18 protein-coding genes and 3 pseudogenes are annotated in these 15,273 nt (G+C 68.9%); 10 read left to right on the top strand and 11 right to left on the bottom strand.

Annotated elements, in window-relative coordinates; all coding sequences use genetic code 11:
• Positions 1-563 precede the first annotated feature (563 nt).
• Positions 564-995 (top strand): hypothetical protein, encoded by a 432-nt coding sequence (locus tag AB0C73_RS27370; protein WP_362535228.1) that lies wholly within the window; start codon positions 564-566, stop codon positions 993-995.
• A gap of 154 nt (positions 996-1,149) precedes the next feature.
• Here the strand turns inward: AB0C73_RS27370 and AB0C73_RS27365 are convergent, their stop codons facing one another.
• Positions 1,150-1,818, bottom strand: coding sequence for a hypothetical protein (locus AB0C73_RS27365; RefSeq protein WP_362535225.1), 669 nt, complete (start codon positions 1,816-1,818; stop codon positions 1,150-1,152).
• 260 nt (positions 1,819-2,078) lie between these two features.
• Here AB0C73_RS27365 and AB0C73_RS27360 point away from each other — a divergent pair, with 260 nt between their 5' ends.
• Positions 2,079-2,585, top strand: a complete 507-nt coding sequence (locus tag AB0C73_RS27360) for a hypothetical protein (protein ID WP_362535223.1) — start codon at positions 2,079-2,081, stop codon at positions 2,583-2,585.
• Between the two features lie 45 nt (positions 2,586-2,630).
• Here the strand turns inward: AB0C73_RS27360 and AB0C73_RS27355 are convergent.
• From AB0C73_RS27355 to AB0C73_RS27345, 3 genes and pseudogenes are all read right to left on the bottom strand, one after another.
• Positions 2,631-3,154 (bottom strand): annotated as a pseudogene (locus AB0C73_RS27355) (IS5 family transposase); the annotation flags it as partial.
• Between the two features lie 178 nt (positions 3,155-3,332).
• Positions 3,333-3,899: a TetR/AcrR family transcriptional regulator gene (locus AB0C73_RS27350; protein WP_362535220.1), complete on the bottom strand. Its 567-nt coding sequence runs from the start codon at positions 3,897-3,899 to the stop codon at positions 3,333-3,335.
• Positions 3,896-4,258, bottom strand: a complete 363-nt coding sequence (locus AB0C73_RS27345) for a DUF1304 domain-containing protein (protein ID WP_362535218.1) — start codon at positions 4,256-4,258, stop codon at positions 3,896-3,898. Before AB0C73_RS27345 ends, AB0C73_RS27350 begins: the two co-directional genes overlap by 4 nt.
• Before the next feature lie 143 nt (positions 4,259-4,401).
• On the opposite strand from AB0C73_RS27345, the gene AB0C73_RS27340 reads away from it, so the two are divergent.
• Entirely contained in the window at positions 4,402-4,731 is a 330-nt protein-coding gene (locus AB0C73_RS27340) for a hypothetical protein (RefSeq protein WP_362535216.1), read from the top strand.
• A 122-nt stretch (positions 4,732-4,853) separates the two neighbouring features.
• Here AB0C73_RS27340 and AB0C73_RS27335 read toward each other — a convergent pair whose 3' ends face one another.
• The 3 genes from AB0C73_RS27335 to AB0C73_RS27325 form a co-directional block, all read right to left on the bottom strand.
• Positions 4,854-5,663 (bottom strand): thiopeptide-type bacteriocin biosynthesis protein, encoded by an 810-nt coding sequence (locus AB0C73_RS27335; RefSeq protein WP_362535213.1) that lies wholly within the window; start codon positions 5,661-5,663, stop codon positions 4,854-4,856.
• A gap of 165 nt (positions 5,664-5,828) precedes the next feature.
• Complete coding sequence (locus tag AB0C73_RS27330; protein WP_362535211.1) at positions 5,829-6,446, bottom strand: lanthionine synthetase C family protein; 618 nt, start codon at positions 6,444-6,446, stop codon at positions 5,829-5,831.
• Between the two features lie 8 nt (positions 6,447-6,454).
• Positions 6,455-6,649 (bottom strand): hypothetical protein, encoded by a 195-nt coding sequence (locus tag AB0C73_RS27325; protein WP_362535210.1) that lies wholly within the window; start codon positions 6,647-6,649, stop codon positions 6,455-6,457.
• Positions 6,650-6,690: 41 nt separating this feature from the next.
• Here AB0C73_RS27325 and AB0C73_RS27320 point away from each other — a divergent pair, with 41 nt between their 5' ends.
• From AB0C73_RS27320 to AB0C73_RS27310, 3 genes are all read left to right on the top strand, one after another.
• Positions 6,691-6,831 carry a hypothetical protein gene (locus tag AB0C73_RS27320; RefSeq protein ID WP_362535207.1) on the top strand — a complete coding sequence of 47 codons (141 nt, stop codon included), beginning with the start codon at positions 6,691-6,693 and terminating at the stop codon, positions 6,829-6,831.
• Between the two features lie 72 nt (positions 6,832-6,903).
• Positions 6,904-7,551, top strand: a complete 648-nt coding sequence (locus AB0C73_RS27315) for a hypothetical protein (protein WP_362535205.1) — start codon at positions 6,904-6,906, stop codon at positions 7,549-7,551.
• A gap of 75 nt (positions 7,552-7,626) precedes the next feature.
• Positions 7,627-7,977 carry a hypothetical protein gene (locus AB0C73_RS27310; RefSeq protein WP_362535203.1) on the top strand — a complete coding sequence of 117 codons (351 nt, stop codon included), beginning with the start codon at positions 7,627-7,629 and terminating at the stop codon, positions 7,975-7,977.
• 9 nt (positions 7,978-7,986) lie between these two features.
• On the opposite strand, the pseudogene AB0C73_RS27305 reads toward AB0C73_RS27310, so the two are convergent.
• Together AB0C73_RS27305 and AB0C73_RS27300 are read right to left on the bottom strand one after the other, a co-directional pair.
• A pseudogene (locus AB0C73_RS27305) lies at positions 7,987-8,157 on the bottom strand (ISL3 family transposase); the annotation flags it as partial.
• Positions 8,142-8,330, bottom strand: a complete 189-nt coding sequence (locus AB0C73_RS27300) for a hypothetical protein (protein WP_362535201.1) — start codon at positions 8,328-8,330, stop codon at positions 8,142-8,144. The pseudogene AB0C73_RS27305 and the gene AB0C73_RS27300, both read right to left, overlap by 16 nt.
• A 1,322-nt stretch (positions 8,331-9,652) precedes the next feature.
• Here AB0C73_RS27300 and AB0C73_RS27295 point away from each other — a divergent pair.
• From AB0C73_RS27295 to AB0C73_RS27285, 3 genes and pseudogenes are all read left to right on the top strand, one after another.
• A pseudogene (locus AB0C73_RS27295) lies at positions 9,653-10,898 on the top strand (IS110 family transposase).
• A gap of 95 nt (positions 10,899-10,993) precedes the next feature.
• Entirely contained in the window at positions 10,994-11,587 is a 594-nt protein-coding gene (locus AB0C73_RS27290) for a GNAT family N-acetyltransferase (protein WP_362535199.1), read from the top strand.
• 268 nt (positions 11,588-11,855) lie between these two features.
• Positions 11,856-12,164 (top strand): hypothetical protein, encoded by a 309-nt coding sequence (locus AB0C73_RS27285; protein WP_362535198.1) that lies wholly within the window; start codon positions 11,856-11,858, stop codon positions 12,162-12,164.
• 531 nt (positions 12,165-12,695) lie between these two features.
• Here the strand turns inward: AB0C73_RS27285 and istB are convergent.
• Together istB and AB0C73_RS27275 are read right to left on the bottom strand one after the other, a co-directional pair.
• The gene (gene istB / locus AB0C73_RS27280) at positions 12,696-13,484 is read right to left on the bottom strand and encodes an IS21-like element helper ATPase IstB (RefSeq protein WP_362535196.1); all 789 of its coding nucleotides are present in this window, start codon (positions 13,482-13,484) and stop codon (positions 12,696-12,698) included.
• Entirely contained in the window at positions 13,481-14,104 is a 624-nt protein-coding gene (locus tag AB0C73_RS27275; RefSeq protein WP_362535193.1) for a hypothetical protein, read from the bottom strand. Before AB0C73_RS27275 ends, istB begins: the two co-directional genes overlap by 4 nt.
• Before the next feature lie 804 nt (positions 14,105-14,908).
• On the opposite strand from AB0C73_RS27275, the gene AB0C73_RS27270 reads away from it, so the two are divergent.
• The coding region (locus AB0C73_RS27270; RefSeq protein ID WP_362535190.1) for a hypothetical protein at positions 14,909-15,273 on the top strand (365 nt) is incomplete at its 3' end.

Below are 15,273 nucleotides of genomic sequence, written 5' to 3'. Positions count from 1 at the left end.
ACGCAGAAGATGCCGGGACAGTCGGATTGCTCCCCGCGCCCGCGGGGATCGACCCGAGGTCGCTGTCGCGCTCGACAGGGTCGGGTTCTGCTCCCGGCAGGCGTGGGGATCGTTCCGGCACTTCAGCGCGAGCTTGGGCTCGGCGGCGCTGCTCCCCGTGCCCGCGGCGGACTGCACCCAGTTCAAGCCGGTGCTGGAGAAGATCCGCGTCCCCCGACTCGGGCCGGGCGGGTCCCGTCAGAAGCCCGGCAGCCAGGCCGCCCGCCTGCGCAAAGGCTCACGTGGACGGCCCACCCGCCTTTGACGAGAACCGGTGCAGGAAACGCAACATCGTCGAACGGGTTATCAACCGGCTCAAGCGGCACCCAGTCGTCGCTACCCGCTACGGCAGACACCGTCATGTCTACCCGGCACCGCGACCGTCGCAGAGCCGTCACCGTCTGGCTGCGGACGTGACCGCCCGGGCAAGCCCTCGGCGGCGAACTCTGCGTATGGAACGTGCCCCGACGTTCTGGGTCCCCAACCGATTGCCCTCGGTATCCGGCACGGTGTGACATGTGGGCATGAGCAGAATGGCGCAGGTCATCGTGTTGGCGCGATACGAGGACGAGGTGATGGAGCCGCTGACGCGGCCGGACGAGGCCCGCACCTGGCACGGCTGTTTCGTGCCGATCCCCTGGTTCGTAGGGGGCTGGCACATCGAGTTCGAGCGGTGGGACCGGCGCCGCGGCGTGCTCAAGGACTTGGAGTCCCTGTCGTGGAACGAGCCGGCCTGCGTGCAGGTCCTGCTGCACGACGAGGACGACGACCTGTTCGGTCTGTGGATGTTCCGCGGCGGAGTCCTCGTCGAGGTAGGCATCCCCGGCACCCAGCGGGTGCATATCGCTGCGCCGCCGTGGGACGTGGACCCCGGCTTCCTGGTCCGGACCGGCCTGGGCAGGGGAGAGGACCGGCACTCGCCAGAGCACGTACAAGACCCGCGGTCGTGCTGGTGACCTGGCGCAGACCGGGGCGGGACAGGTACTGAAGTCGCCGAAGCCGGTCCTGTCCGGGGCCGGACCGGATTCGTCTGGCTCCGAACATGATCGGCCGGACAAGTCCTGGGCAGTGTCCTGGCGCTCAACAGCGGAAACCTCTTGGGCCGAGCGATCACGCAGCCGTCGCCGCGCCGAGGTAAGGGCTGAAATGCTCGGCGACCTCTGCGGCCACAGCCACCGCGTCGAGCGTCCCGTCGACTTCGATGACGCGGATGCCGAGGCGGCGGGCGTTCCGTGCTGCGTCCTCGGCGACCAGCCGGTCACGGGCGAGACGGTTGGCCTGGGAGCGGGCCGGGTCAGTGACAGGGACGTTGAGGGTTCCCGCGCGCGGGAGGGTCCGGAGTTGGTGCTGACGGAAGTCCTCGGTAGGGACGAGGACGACCATTCGCCGGAGTGAGTCGAGCAGCGGCGCGACCAGCTCCGGTCGCAGCCCCCATCCTTCAGCGATCGCCGGCCGGTCGGTGAACAGTGCGCGCAGGTCGTCCAAGGCCCACTCGAAGCGGACCGGGAAGCCGGCCAGCGTCTCGGCAGCCATCTCCTCCGGGTCCTGGTCCAGCCAGACATGGTCGGGGGTGGGATCTTCCACGGGCTCACCCAGGGCGACACGACGCGCGATCCGGCGATCCTGGTGGCCGCGGGCGTCGTGGTAGTCGTAGTGATACACCGTCAATCCGTACTTTCTGGCGATGAGTTCGGCAACGGTGGTCTTGCCGGACCACTGTGCGCCGCCGATCCACAGCGCGCGCTGCAGGCTGCCATGTGGATCCCAGACGTCTGACATGAGTGTCCTCCCGTTGGAGAGCGGTGCAGACCTCCGCTCGGGAACGAGTTTCCTGGTTTGACAGCAAAAATTGCAGTCTTGTCTTCGCTGGGCGGTTCGCAGAGAGTGGAAAGGGAGGGGTGGATCGTTCCCCTCGCGCTTCTGGCCATGGCTGCCGCCCAGTCGAGTCGTTGATACGACTAGGTCGTGTCGTCAAAATGGACCGTGGGGTTGGGGTTGAATGGTGTGGAGGACGGGGCGGCCTGGTCAGCGAAACCCACGTGCCAGCGCTGCTGTGCATGGGCGATGATCCACTGATGTTGAACGTCACCGGCGCGGACGATGCCGCAAGCACGGCTCTCTTGCTGACCACGATGCATCGGCTGCACAAGCGGCTGGACGATTTCACCACTCAGCTCTACATTGCCTACGACTTCGGGGATGAGTCTGGGCTGGTGCCTGCCATCTTGATCGAAAAACACGCTGCGGGACCTGAACTGAGGACCTACCACCGCTTCGGCTTCTTCGCGGAGGGCGATTCGGATGTCAGTGAGCTGCGGTTCTCGGCAGGTGTGACCATCACCTCTACTGGGTGCGTCGTCGAAGCCATGGTCGATGTCGACCTTGAACAACCCCTGGGAGAGTTCGGCGCCGATGTCCACATCCTCTATCTTGAGCGGATCGATCAGCTTTCCCTCACGGACGCCCTGAGCCGTTTGGAGGAGCAGGTCACGGCACTCTGCACAATGGGCGATGTCCCGAATCGTCTGGGTTTTGCTACGCGTTGATTGCGGTCATCTCCTCGGCGGCACCACAGGAGACGGGTATGAAGATCACGCCCACATGAGGAGTGCAGCCAGGGTGACGGCTGCTTCGTAGGACTGGACAGTCTTGTCGTACCGGGTGGCGATGCCACGCCACTGCTTCAAGCGGTTGAAACACCGCTCCACGACGTTGCGGCGCTTATAGATCTCTCGGTCGAAGGCCGGCGGGCGGCCTCCCCGGCGACCGCGCCGGGCCCGGTTACGGACCTGGTCGGACCGCTCGGGAATCGTGTGCGGGATGCCGCGGCGACGGAGCCAGGCGCGGATAGCTTTCGAGCTGTAGCCCTTGTCGCCCAGGACGTGACCGGGCCGGATACGAGGCCGCCCGGGTCCGACGCGGGGCACCCGGATCGCTTGCATCACTGTGGTGAACTGAGTGCAGTCGTTGGTGTTGCCGCCCGTCACGACGAAGGCAAGCGGACGCCCCCGGCCCTCGCAGGCCAGGTGGATCTTGCTGGTCAGGCCGCCTCGGGACCGTCCGAGCGCCGGCTCACGGGGCCCCCTTTTCGAGCCCCGGCCGCATGCTGGTGAGCCCAGGCGTGCGGTGGCGTGGTCCTGGAGCAGGAAGCCGACCAGCCGCAGGCCGCTTCCGGTCTCGGGATTGATCGGGGGTCCGAGCATGGATGCCGCGGTATGGAGCGAGTCGCCCAGCTCGAAGGTGGTCCCGTCGGCGGCATCTCTGCTCGTTGCGCCGGCGGGACGGGCGGTCCGTCAAGACAGAGGGGTGCGGTGCAGATTGACGAGCAGACGCCAGACTCGCTGCGCGATCTCGGAGGGGGCGGCCTCGATGAGGCCGTGCAGCCAGTCGGCGAGGACCCCGGCGAAGGTGGCGGCGACGGCCGAGGCGACGAGGTCGGGCTCGGGTGCTCCGGCCAGGGCGCGCTCGGCGCGGCTGCGGGTGCGCAGATCCTGGTGCAGGACGCGGCCGAGGGGGCCGCTGCCTCCCGGGAAGAGTAGTTCCCGGTAGAGGCCCGCATGCGGGGCGAGCTGCTCGAAGAAGGCCGGCAGCGCCGGTGGCGGGGTCGTGGGATCGGGTGAACCGCGCCAGGCGTGGAGGGCGTCCACGGCTTCTCGGACGATGTCGGCGCAGGCGTCGACGGCGAGTGCCTCCAGGTCGGCGTAGTGGAGGTAGAACGTCGCGCGGCCGACTCCCGCCCTGCGCACCAGTGCGGCGACGGTGACCTCCGCCAGGGGGCGTTCGGCGCACTCGTCGAGGAGTGCCCGGCGCAGCTTGGCCCGGGTCCTTGCCGCCCGGGGGTCGGCCTGTACGTCGGTCACTGGGCGGCGAGGACGGCTGCCAGGGCCAGTGCTCCGGGCAGCGCCTGGGCGACGAAGATGCGCCGATTGGCGGTGAAGCCTCCGTAGAGGCCGGCGACGAGTACACAGGAGAGGAAGAACACCTGGGCCCGGAAGCCGGTCGGGTCCTCTGCGATCAGGCCCCAGACCAGTCCGGCGGCCAGGAATCCGTTGTACAGGCCCTGGTTCGCGGCGAGCGGGGCGGTGGCGCGGGCCATGTCCGCGTCGAAGCCGGAGAGGCTGCGGCCCGGCTTCTTCTCCCAGAGGAACATCTCGAGAACCAGGATGTACGCGTGCAGCGCGGCCACGAGAGCGACCAGCACGTTCGCGATTGTTTCCATGAGTGTGTTCCCTGCTGCTCGAAGACTTCCTGGACAGGTGTCCATGTTACATGGACACCTGTCCAGGAAGCTACCGGGGCGGGAAACCCGCAGGACGTGGCCGGCGGCCCTGGCTACCCTCCCCCTGAGAAGGGAGCTGGCCTGTGACACTGGTGAAGAAGGGATCGCGGCGTATCACCGTGGACGGCGTCATGTATCGATGGAGGCTTCGTGGGAGGCCCACCTACACCCAGGGTCTTGTCTGGTCGCCCCTCACCTATGCCGTCGAACACGCCGAGACCCCCGGTACCACACTGGTCATCAAGACCAGCCGGCCCCACCCGAGTAACTGGCTCGGCAGACAGGCCGACCCTGTGCTGCCGTCCGATGTCGGTGACGGCATTCGGACCGCGCGCGCCAACGGGTGGACTCCCGAGAGCCCCGGTTCTCCTTTCCGTCTTGACCAGTCGGAGGACTTCGTCTCTTCCGGCTGACTCGGCGCGGGGCAGAGGCGCCGGGTCACGGGGACGAGCCGGTGCTGCGTGCGTTCGGCGAGCCAGGAGACGGCGGTAGCCGAGGAACTCCATCACCCCTGGTCTTCCCCCTCATCGGTCCCTCACTCGGGTGATCCGAGCACCGCGTTCCGTGCGGCCTTGGCCAGGAGGGCCTGGGGGCGGGGGGCCAGGCCCAACCGGTTCCAGTGGAAGATCACGTGGTAGGAGAGGACGTGCGGTAGGCCGTGCTCAAGTTCGCCGGCGCGTGCCAGGGAGCCGAGGCGGATTCCGGCGCGGCGGAACGCGTCCGCCCACGGGGCGGCGAATGCGGCGGGGCCTCCGTCCTGGAACAGAACTCCGGCGGATTGGGTGTCGGCGAGGAGCAGAGTGCGGATCTGGTCGGTCATCCGAGGCAGCCGGTCGAGCGGCAGGTCGTGGGGGAGCGGGCGTTCCTCGCCGATCAGGTGCCAGACGTCACCCATCTCGTACCACTCGAGACCGGCGGCGTGGAACATGGCCATGCACAGCAGCACGGACAACTCGCGGCGGCCGAGCGGCCAGGGCTCGATGTCGGACCGGTCGAGGACCGCCCGGCTGTCGGCGTGGAACAGTTCGTGGGCGATAGCCGTGGAGCGGCTGCCCCCGAACGCGGAGGTCTCCGCCGCGCCACCACCGTCTGACGGCTCCGCTTGCGGTGAGGGCGTCCAACACGGCGCTGACCACGACAGGATCCTCCTCGCGGATGGTGCCGTGGTGGATGCGCAGCCGCCAGCAGGGGTGCTTGCGGATGAACCACCAGCGCGCGCCGCTGGACTCGGCCGCGCGTAGTGCGGGCGCGAGCTCCCGGGCGGCGATGCCCTCTGCGGTGTGCCAGTCGGTGAACTCGACGTATGCCTGCCAGCAGGTGCGGATGCTCTGCTGTCGGAGGGCATCCCGGCCGGCTTGCCGGCACACCGCGACCGCGGCATGCGGTCCGGACGGGTCGAGTCCGGCGCCTGTGGCTGCGTCGGTCAGGGTGGTTCCAGCCAGCACCCGGAGGACCGCGCCCTCGACGCCGGCGAGGTTCGGTCGATGCTCGAGGGTGAGGCCGAGTGAGGTCAGTCGATCAGCAGGCATGCGTCCCATCCGGATACGGGTGGCCGGTTCGTCATGTGGGTGAGCAGGGCGAGTGCGGTGCCGGCGTGTCCGTTGAGGAACCCCTCGCTGTCGGGCGACCTCTCCTCATGGCCGCGGTCGACGTGCTCGCGCAGCCGTGTGCCCAGGGCCGGGAGTTGCTCGGACAAGGCGGGGATGGCAGCGTCCTGGGCGGCGCGCCAGACGGTCTGGTAGAGGCCGGCCCAGCCGTGGCACAGGCCGGAATCGCTGACCTGCCGGAGTTGAGCGGGATCGCTCAGGCAGTCGGCCAGGGCCTGCTCGTGATCTCGCTGCATCTCCCTGTCGTCGAGCGCGAGTGCGGCGAGTTGTCCGGCGCGGGCGATTCCGGGAGTGCCGTAGTACCAGCTCGGTCTCGTCGGACTTCGCTGGTCGGGTTGCCCGACCGCAAGCTCCGATGGGGTGATGGTCTCCGGCCACCATGCACCTGCTTCCGCGGTCTGCTGCCAGGCCCCGAGCCAGGTGCTGATCGCTCGGATGGCATCGAGGTGGCCGGCTACGGTCAGACCCTTGCGGGCGGCCAGAGCCAGAAGGAGCGGCGGCCCGGTGACCCCGTGCGCCACCCCGAGAATCAGGTGCGGGGAGCCTCTGAACGCGCCGCCGTGCCAGTGTGGACCGTGGCCCACCCACCAGCCCGGCAGCCGCTGCTCATGTGCTCGATGGGCCGGGTCGGCGCGACCAGATAGGTCAGGACGTGTTCGAGCGCCGCACTGCCCGGTTGAGTGCGCAGCAGCAGTGCCCCGAGTCCGGTGAGCCCGTAGAACACGTCGTACTCGTGGAAGCGCGTGGGGAGCCCGGGTCGCCGCCGTGGTAGACGTCGCGCTGGCGGCCGTCGACGTCACCGCGACGGTGTTCGTGATGAGCGAGGGTGGCCGCTTCCACCGCAGGCACCTGCTCGCCGAAGCCCGCCGTCACCTCGCCCTCGTCGTGTGTGGCCGTTTGTTGTGACCCCGGCCTGGACGACAGAATCGTGGCCGCCGCCATCTCCACCCACTACCTGGACATCAGCGAGCCGACACCGTGCGCGGCCTGGAATCCGGCTACCGCCTCTACACCGCCCGGTGGTCCCGCGCCGACCTCCCCGACCGCCGCCGCGCGCCTACCCCCGCGCCCGCTCCGGACCGGCAGCATCCGGCCGATCCCGGCGAGCCGGCCGAACCCCGGCTCCCGGGCCAGGACGCGGGGGAGTGGGAGATACCCCGCATCCCGCTCCAGTGCGAGTGCGTCGTCCTAGCCGGTGCGGTGGTGCGCGAGAAGCTGCTCACCACCACTGGCTTCGTAGGTGGGAGCGGGCTCTGGTCCACTTTCTGTGGAGGCTCACGGAAAGTGATGTCGGTGGTGTGTGGTGGGATGGCCGGACTCTGCCGGTTGATCTGCTGGGAGACCATTGTGGCGTCTTCGTATCCGTCCCTGACTCGCGCTCTGGCCGAGGCGTTGGTCGATGTCCTGTGGTTCATCGACGGCAGCGAAGACGAGCAGATGGATCAGGACGACGCGGTCAAGGTGATGGAGGGCGTCGCCCACGTGGTTAGCACGCTGTCGAGTGATCAGCAGCAGGAGCTGACCGCCCTGCTCGGAGAGATGGCGGCCGCCGAGACCAACCCCGCTTGCCGTGAGTTCCTGGAGGAGTTCCCAGAGGGCTTCGGGCTCATCGACGATCTGTCCTGAAGGACTCCAGCTTGCCGCGCAAGGCAGGCACCCAACCGTGCCGCAGCGGTTGATCCTCCACCCAGACTCATCACCATGAACTCGACGATGTTGGATAGCGGCATGGTGAGACGTAAGAAGGAGAAGAAGAAGCGGCCCGCCTGGGGCATTCCGAAGGGGATCTTCCTGTTTGCGACGCCGGAGGGCTGGCGCACCAGCGTCGTCACCGAGAGCGGAAATCTCTGCGGGCGGCTGGACGTGCCGATCAACACCGACCCGCAAGACGCGCGGGCTGCGGCGGCGGTGATGGTGACGGAACTCGCGCGTGACTTCCACGACACCGACGTGGAAGTGAGCTGGGATCCACCTCAGGAGCCCTGGTCATGGACCGCCCAGGTCACCCTCCCCGCCGAAAACGAGCCACTTTCGCCGGATGCCGAAGGCTGAACGGCAAGCTCAGGAGTAGAGCAGGACGCGCTTGCGGAGGAGGTCGAAGCCGGCTCGGCCGAACATCTGGCGCTTGAGCATCTTGATCCGGTTGATATGGCCTTCGACGACTCCGGAGTTCCACGGCTGCGAGAGTCCGGCAGTGACGGCGTCGAGGTCGCGTTTCAGGTGCCGGGCGAAGCGCTGAAGGCTGTGTGGAGGGCGTCGGCGGCCTGTGCAGTCCATGCCGGGGTGTCCGCGACCTGCGGCAGGCCATCTTGTTTCAGCACAGCACCCAGGTCCGGGCCGGGGACGTTGTTCATTACCAGGTAGAGCGTGTCGTCGTTGTCCCGTCCGAGATCGTGGACGGTCATGATGCCCGGGTGGCTTGGCGCCCCTGTCGTGTGGGCCGCCCGGGATAGCTGCTTTTCGTGCGTGTGCGTTCCCGGAAGGGGCTGGAGTGGTTTGACCGCCTGCGAACGCTTCAGCACGTGGTCACGGGCTGCCCGTACCTCCCCATCCCGCCCCGGCCCGGTATCCGCTCCGGCTCTACCTGTCTGCGATCGCCTGTTGGTCCATCAGGTTCGCCGACTCCCCGGAACTGCGCGCAGTCTGGGCCGGTACTGATTGCCCCTGTCGGGTCCGTGACGATCCGTTCGGTCGAGCAGGACTGGGCTGTCGACCAGTTCGCCTCCACGCGGAGGCGCGGTTGCGGAGGGGCCGCGTCTCGGTGATGCCCTGGCGCCGGGGTCGCGGTCCCGGCTCGGCATGGTGTGGGTGGCGCCGGCAGGTCTCAGGTCGGGCGGGACGCTCACCACTCATGTGTCCGGAGCCCGTGCGGTCGGCGGGAAGACATCTCCTGCGCGGTGGCGGCCGGCAGACGGGTGTGGGGGGAGGATCTCGACCACGAGCCGGTCCGCGGCGTCGTCGCCGGCGTCGACCGCCAGCACGTGGTCGAAGGCGAGCTGTACCTGGCCGGGGTCAGCTGCGCGCAGTTCATCGGTATGTTTCCGGGACACTATTGTCTCCTGTCGTAGGGCCACCGCGGGGTCACGGCGACTTCTTCAGCAGGGGCAAGCCGCGGGCCTGTGGGCAGAGATTTCTCCCCCGCTCCACGAGATGGGACGAGCCGGGCTGCCAGGGCCAAGGCCGGCCTTCTTGTCCGGCTGGCGGCCCGAAGACCGGCCCCGGCTGTTCATCCCTTGTCCGGGCCCGCCGCCTGGACGCGTCCACCGCGTTTCCCCTAATCCAGTGTGTAAGCAGACGGCTCGGGCCCTTGCAACGACCTGGGCCGACTGCTCGCACAGGACAGCGAATGCCTGGATCCCCCCTGGTCGTCAAGGCCTCCTCAAAGGGCGGCATCGCTGTCCGTTGCGGGGCTCGCGGTGATGACGCGGGCGCCGGGCTGATGCCTCCGTTTCCCCGGGCCTTTGAGGCCTCTGTCAAGAGCGGCGCAGCCCCGGCGCCTTCGTGGTCACCGCGAAACTCGCGGCGGCTTGCCAAACGTTGATCGTCACGGCGCGAGCCCGCTCCAGGGTCGACCTCTTGTTCATCCGCGAGCCCGCGAGCTCTGCAGAAGATCGAGCCCCTGGAATGCGCTGGTGTTGCGAACGGCTACTGAGATGGAGGACCAACGAGTCCTTGAATTTGGGCGCTGCGCAACCCGCATGTGCTTGTGACCTGCGCAAACGAACGGATTTGGGAGGACGGCTTGACCGTGTTCTGCGGCATCGACTGGGCGGAGCGGCACCACGACGTCGCCCTCGTCGACGAAGCCGGCACTCTGCTCACCAAAGCCCGTGTCACCGACGACGCGGCCGGTTACCACCAGCTCTTGGCTCTCCTGGCCGAGAACGGTGACAGCCCAGACGATCCGATACCGGTGGCCATCGAGACCAGCCACGGCCTCCTGGTCGCGAGCCTGCGCACCGGCAGCCGTCGGGTCTTCGCGATCAACCCGCTCGCCGCGGCCCGCTACCGCGACCGCCACGGCGTCAGCCGCAAGAAGTCCGACCCTGGCGACGCCCTGGTTCTCGCGAACATCCTGCGCACCGACATGCACGCCCACCGATCCCTGCCGGCCGATTCCGAACTCGCCCAGGCCATCACGGTCCTGGCCCGAGCCCAGCAGGACGCGGTCTGGCCCCGGCAGCAGGTCGCCAACCAGGTCCGCTCGCTCCTACGCGAGTACTACCCCGCTGCTCTGCTGGCCTTCCAGGGCAAGCAAGGCGGTCTGACCAGGTCCGATGCTCGTATCGTCCTCACTTTGGCCCCGACCCCGGCCAAGGCCGCGAGGCTCGCCCTTGACCAGTTGCGGGCCGCTCTGAAACGTAGTGGCCGCCTCCGCGGCTGCGACGCGGAAGCCGAGCGGCTGCGGGCTGTCTTCCATGCCGAGTACGCCCACCAGCTGCCCGGCGTCGACGGTGCCTTCGGTCACCAGCTCCTGGCCCTGCTCAAGCAGCTGGACGCCACCTGCCAGGCCGCGGACGACCTCGCGGAGGCGGCCCACAGCCGCCTTTCACCAGCATGCCGACAGCGAGATCCTGCTCAGCTTCCCGGGCCTTGGGCCCATGCTCGGCGCCCGCGTGCTCGCAGAGCTGGGCGATGACCCGGCCCGGTTCGCCGACGCCAGGGCGCTGAAGTCGTACGCCGGATCCGCACCCATCACCCGCGCCTCTGGCAAGAAGCGTTTCGTCGGCCGCCGCTTCGTCAAGAACAACCGCCTCATCAACGCCGGCTTCCTCTGGGCCTTCGCAGCCCTCACCGCCTCACCAGGAGCCAACGCGCACTACCGGCGCCGACGGGAACATGGCGACTGGCACGCGGCCGCACAACGGCACTTGCTGAACCGCTTCCTCGGCCAGCTCCACCACTGCCTTCAAACCCGACAGCATTTCGACGAAGAACGCGCCCTCGCACCAGTACTTCAGGCACCTGCGTGACCCGGGAGTCTGCCACCGCTGGCGAAAGCGCCCACTTCGAGCCGTTGTCACGATGCTCGCGACAACGGACAGCCCCCCCTTGGCATGATGGATTGATGATCAATCCGATAGGCCCTGTGGTGCCGCCTGGCCGTATGAAGCAGACACGGCAGCCCGACCTCGCACTCTCCGGGGGCATGCGTCTGCGCCCTTGGCGGGAGAGCGACGCACAGGTCCTGGTGCAGTCGTGCCTCGACCCGGACATCCAGCACTGGAACCGCCCCGGCCTGCTGACCACCGACACGGCCCGGGAGAAGATTGTGCGCTGGAAGCTGCGGTGGCAGAACGAGGAGGCTGCCCTCTGGGCCATCGCTCCCGTGGACGACGACGTCCCTGTCGGATTGATCGGCCTCGCCGACCTGGACCTGCCAGGCGGCAGCGGCGAGTTCGTCTACTGGCTGTTGCCCGCCGGCCGCGGACGCGGAGCCATGGTCAACTCCACCCGTGCCGTCAGCCAATGGGCCTTCGACACTCTCGGACTGCATCGCCTGCGTATTACACACTCCGTGGCCAACACGGCCTCCTGCAGGGTTGCCACCCAAGCCGGGTTCCCCCTGGAAGGGACGATGCGCAGCGCGCTCCTCCATGCCGACGGCTGGCACGACGAACACCTCCACGCGCGCATCCAAGACGACACAGGACCATCTTGACCCAGTGGAGCTGCCCTACGGTCTCACCTGGTCAGCTTGACTTCTTAGCCCCCTGAGATGTCTTGAAACAGCCCGCCGCCGGCCATCGTCGGACGGAGGTCAAGGGGTACCCCTGCATGCTCTTCCTTCGAAACGACCGCGTCCTTTTGTTGTCCGTAGTGGAGGAGGTCATCGGGTTCGTGGGGGCCTGGACGCCCTCCCGGGCCGGGCGCGGCCGGCAGCGCCGGTCGGCCGGCGGCCGGTCGCGAGCGACGAGGGAGCAGAGCTGATGGCGGGGAAGCGTAAGGACAACCCGGCGGGGTCGGCGAACGGCTACCGCGGCGACGTGCTGCGCGTGCTCGGGGCGCTGAAGGTGGCCACGGTTGATCAGATCCGGCGGATCGGCGCTCCCCACCTGGCCTTCCGGCGTGCCGGCAAGGAGATCCCGTCGAAGCGGAAGCAGGCCCGCACTGCCTCGCGCACCGTCGCGCTCGCCGGCGTGCGGGGGTGGCTGTGTCACTTCCCGTGGATGTCGTTTCGACGTGAGTTCGGGAGTCACCCGCGATGCTTGGGCGTGATCAATGTCGATGTGAATTGATGTCACTGGGGTCACTGCGGCAGCCTGTCAGGGCTGCCGACCTCATACTGGACACTTAGCGTGTCTGAGGGGGGCGGATGAGTATGTGGGCTGAGCTTGCGTGGGGCTTGGTGTTCGGGGTCGCTGCTTTGGCCGTGTCATTCAACTTCCGCGATCTTGCGTGGCGGATCCATGGCTTCATGGCGAACGCCGTCGGTGTGAACCGGCTGATGACGCCGGTGACCGTCAGGGTCACGTGCGGTGTTCTCGCCGCTGCGTCGCTTGTAAGCGTCGCGGTCGGCCCAATTCAGTCGCTTGTCCGCTGACCGTCACGGCCGATGTCACGAAAGAGGAGGTCGGCTCGGTGGTTTGTGAGGACCGAGCAGGTCACCGGCCGGGGCCGCCCGCCTGGTCATGATGAGAGCCGGCCTGTCCCGTCAAGGGCGCCTTCGGCGTCGCCTGCGGCGATGGCCTTCGGCCACCCTTGACCGGCCATGCCTGCCCTGGGTTTCGGCTGATAGCCGGGCGGCCCCTCGGGTGTGGGGCCCGGCTTCAGCCAGCGGCGGCCTGCTCGGCCAGCGCCTTGGTGTGAGCCAGCCGGTAGGACTCTGTCCCGGTCTGGATGATCGCGCCGTTGAACGTGAGCCGGTCGACGATGGCCGCGCAGAGCCGGGGGTCGGTGAAGGTCTTCGTCCAACCGCTGAAGGACTCGTTGGAGGCGATGGCCACGCTGTTCTTCTCCTCGCGTTCGGTCAGGACCTGGAACAGCAGCTCAGCGCTGCGCCGGTCGAGTTCCATGTAGCCGAGTTCGTCGATGCAGAGCAGATCGACGCGGCCGTAGCGGGCGATCGTCTTCGACAGCTGCTTCTCGTCGGCGGCCTCGACCAGCTCGTTGACGAGCTTGGTGGCCAGCACGTAGCGGACGCGGAAGCCCTGCATGGCTGCCTTGGTGCCCAGGGCGATCAGCAGGTGGGACTTGCCGGTGCCGGAGTCGCCGATCAGGCAGAGCGGTTCGCTCTTCTTGACCCACTCGCAGGTCGCGAGCGTGTTGACGGTGGCGGGGTCGACGTTGGGGTTGGCGTCGAAGTCGAAGGCCCGCAGCGACTTCTCGCGTGGGAAGGCCGCGGCCCGGATGCGGCGCTCGGACCGGCGGCGGGCCCGGTCGTCACACTCGGCCATCAGCAGTTCGGCGAGGAAGGCCCGATACGACATCTGCTCGCGGGCCGCGCCGTCGGCCTGGTCCTTGAACTGCTGGCGGATGGTAGGCAGCCGCAGCATGCGGCATGCCTGGTCGATGGAGGCGGTGGCGGCTTCTTCGGTCAGACCTCGCTTGCGCATCATGATCCTTCTCTCTCGCCGGCCGTGCGGCCAGGCCGTTGCAGGAGCTGGTCGTAGTGGGCCACCGAGGGAAGCGGCCTGGTTTCGGGCGGGAGATGGGACAGCCGCCAGTCGGCGAGGAAGGTCACCGACGCGGCCGGCCCCTCGTCTTCCTCCGCCCCCTGCTTCGTCCCGGGGCGGGCCGGCATCGCCGGTTCCCCGTCCGATTCGGCGAGCTTGCGGGCCTCCAACACGACCGCATCAGCGGTCAGGGCCCCCGCCCGGTAGGCGGCCGCCAGCCCGGCCACGACCTGCTCGTGGTCCATGTGCCGGGCCAACAGCAGCACTTCGATCAACGCCCGGGTGCCGGCGGCGTCGCCGTGGGTGGCCTTCGCCGCTGTCCACCACTTGTCGTGGACAGGGGTGAAACGGCCTGCGGAACGGGCCTGCTCCAGCGCGGTCGACCCGGGGAAGGCACCCGGCTTGCGCAGCAGCGCTTCCAGATAGTGGTCCAGGACCAGACGGGAGCCGTTCCGGCCGCCGAGACGCTCGTGCCGGGTGATCACGGTGCGGCCGTCGTAGACGATCAGGTCGTTGGCGTGCAGCAGCACCCGCAACTGTCGGCCGATGAAGCGCACCGGCACGGAGTAGGCGTTGCCGCGGACGACCTGGCACAGGTACGGCGGGCAGTGCAGGAGCAGGCGGCGAAGCGGGCGGCTGAGCGCGAGGCCCGCCGTCCCGTCTGCACCGGCTGCGGGGCGAAGTTCACCGATGCCCGGTGGGAGGCAGGCAGTGCAGCCGAAGGAGTGGGGAGCCGCGAAGGACTCCCACCCGCACCTGTGCGACGGCTGCAGGCAGAAGGCCCGCGCTACCGCCGTCGGCCCGGCATCCGGCCCGGTGGCTGGCAGGTGGGAGCACCGGGCGCCGCGGCGGGCGTGCGGAGGCGGGACCTCACGACTTGCGGCGCGACACCCGGCGCTCTGTCTGCACCGGGTGTGGTGCCGTCTGCACGGACGAACGGTGGGGGGTGACCGGGTGTGTCGGCTGGAATGCGATCCCGGAGCGGTGGCTGTGGCTGTGGCTGTGCGGGGAGTGTGACCAGTGGCACGGGACCGGCTGGGGGCAAGGCTGGCGGGGCGCGATCCGCCAGGACCAGGACCAGGACCAGGACCAGGACCAGGACCGGGACCGGGAGCAGGACCGGGACCGGGAGCAGGACCGGGACCGGGAGCTGGAGCAGGCCGTGCCCGGGCGGGAGACCGCCGGCTGGCTCTCGTGCCTGTGCCGCTGCGCAGGGCCAGCCGCCGGCGGGCGCGGGCAAGCCCAGCGCCGCCCCTGGGCAGGCCCCGCGCCGCCGGGGGCGGGCAGGTGCGATGGGTGCGCGTCACCGGGGCCCGGCTGTCGGTGGTGGCTGGGGGGCTGAGTCCTGTGGGCAGGGGTGAGGAGAGTTGCTGCGCGGCCGGGTTGATGGCGCCGGCCATGTCCACCCGGGCCCGCTCTCGTACTGCGACGACGCCGAACTGGTCGGCGGCCCGCTCGGCGGGCTGCTGTTCGGCATCGCCGGCTGGAGCGCGGAGGAGATCCTGACGGGTGTCGCGCTGATGGCGGGGCTCGGGCGGTTCGGCCCCGGCGGTCGGGTTCTGTACGGCGCACGCCCGGGCGGGCGGAACCGCTGGGACTGGTCCGGCGACGCACCCTGCTTTCCCTCGTACGGCAGGCGGTTCGTTCTCGGGGCTGCCGCTGTCGTGTTCGTCGTCGGTATGAAGCGGGAGATGCCGTGCAGCCGGCGCCGGGCGAGTTCCTCGCGGAGGCT

Origin of the sequence: Streptomyces sp. NPDC048623, from assembly GCF_040650755.1 — a bacterium.
Lineage (GTDB): Bacteria > Actinomycetota > Actinomycetes > Streptomycetales > Streptomycetaceae > Streptomyces.
This window is presented reverse-complemented; position numbering and strand designations above follow the sequence as displayed.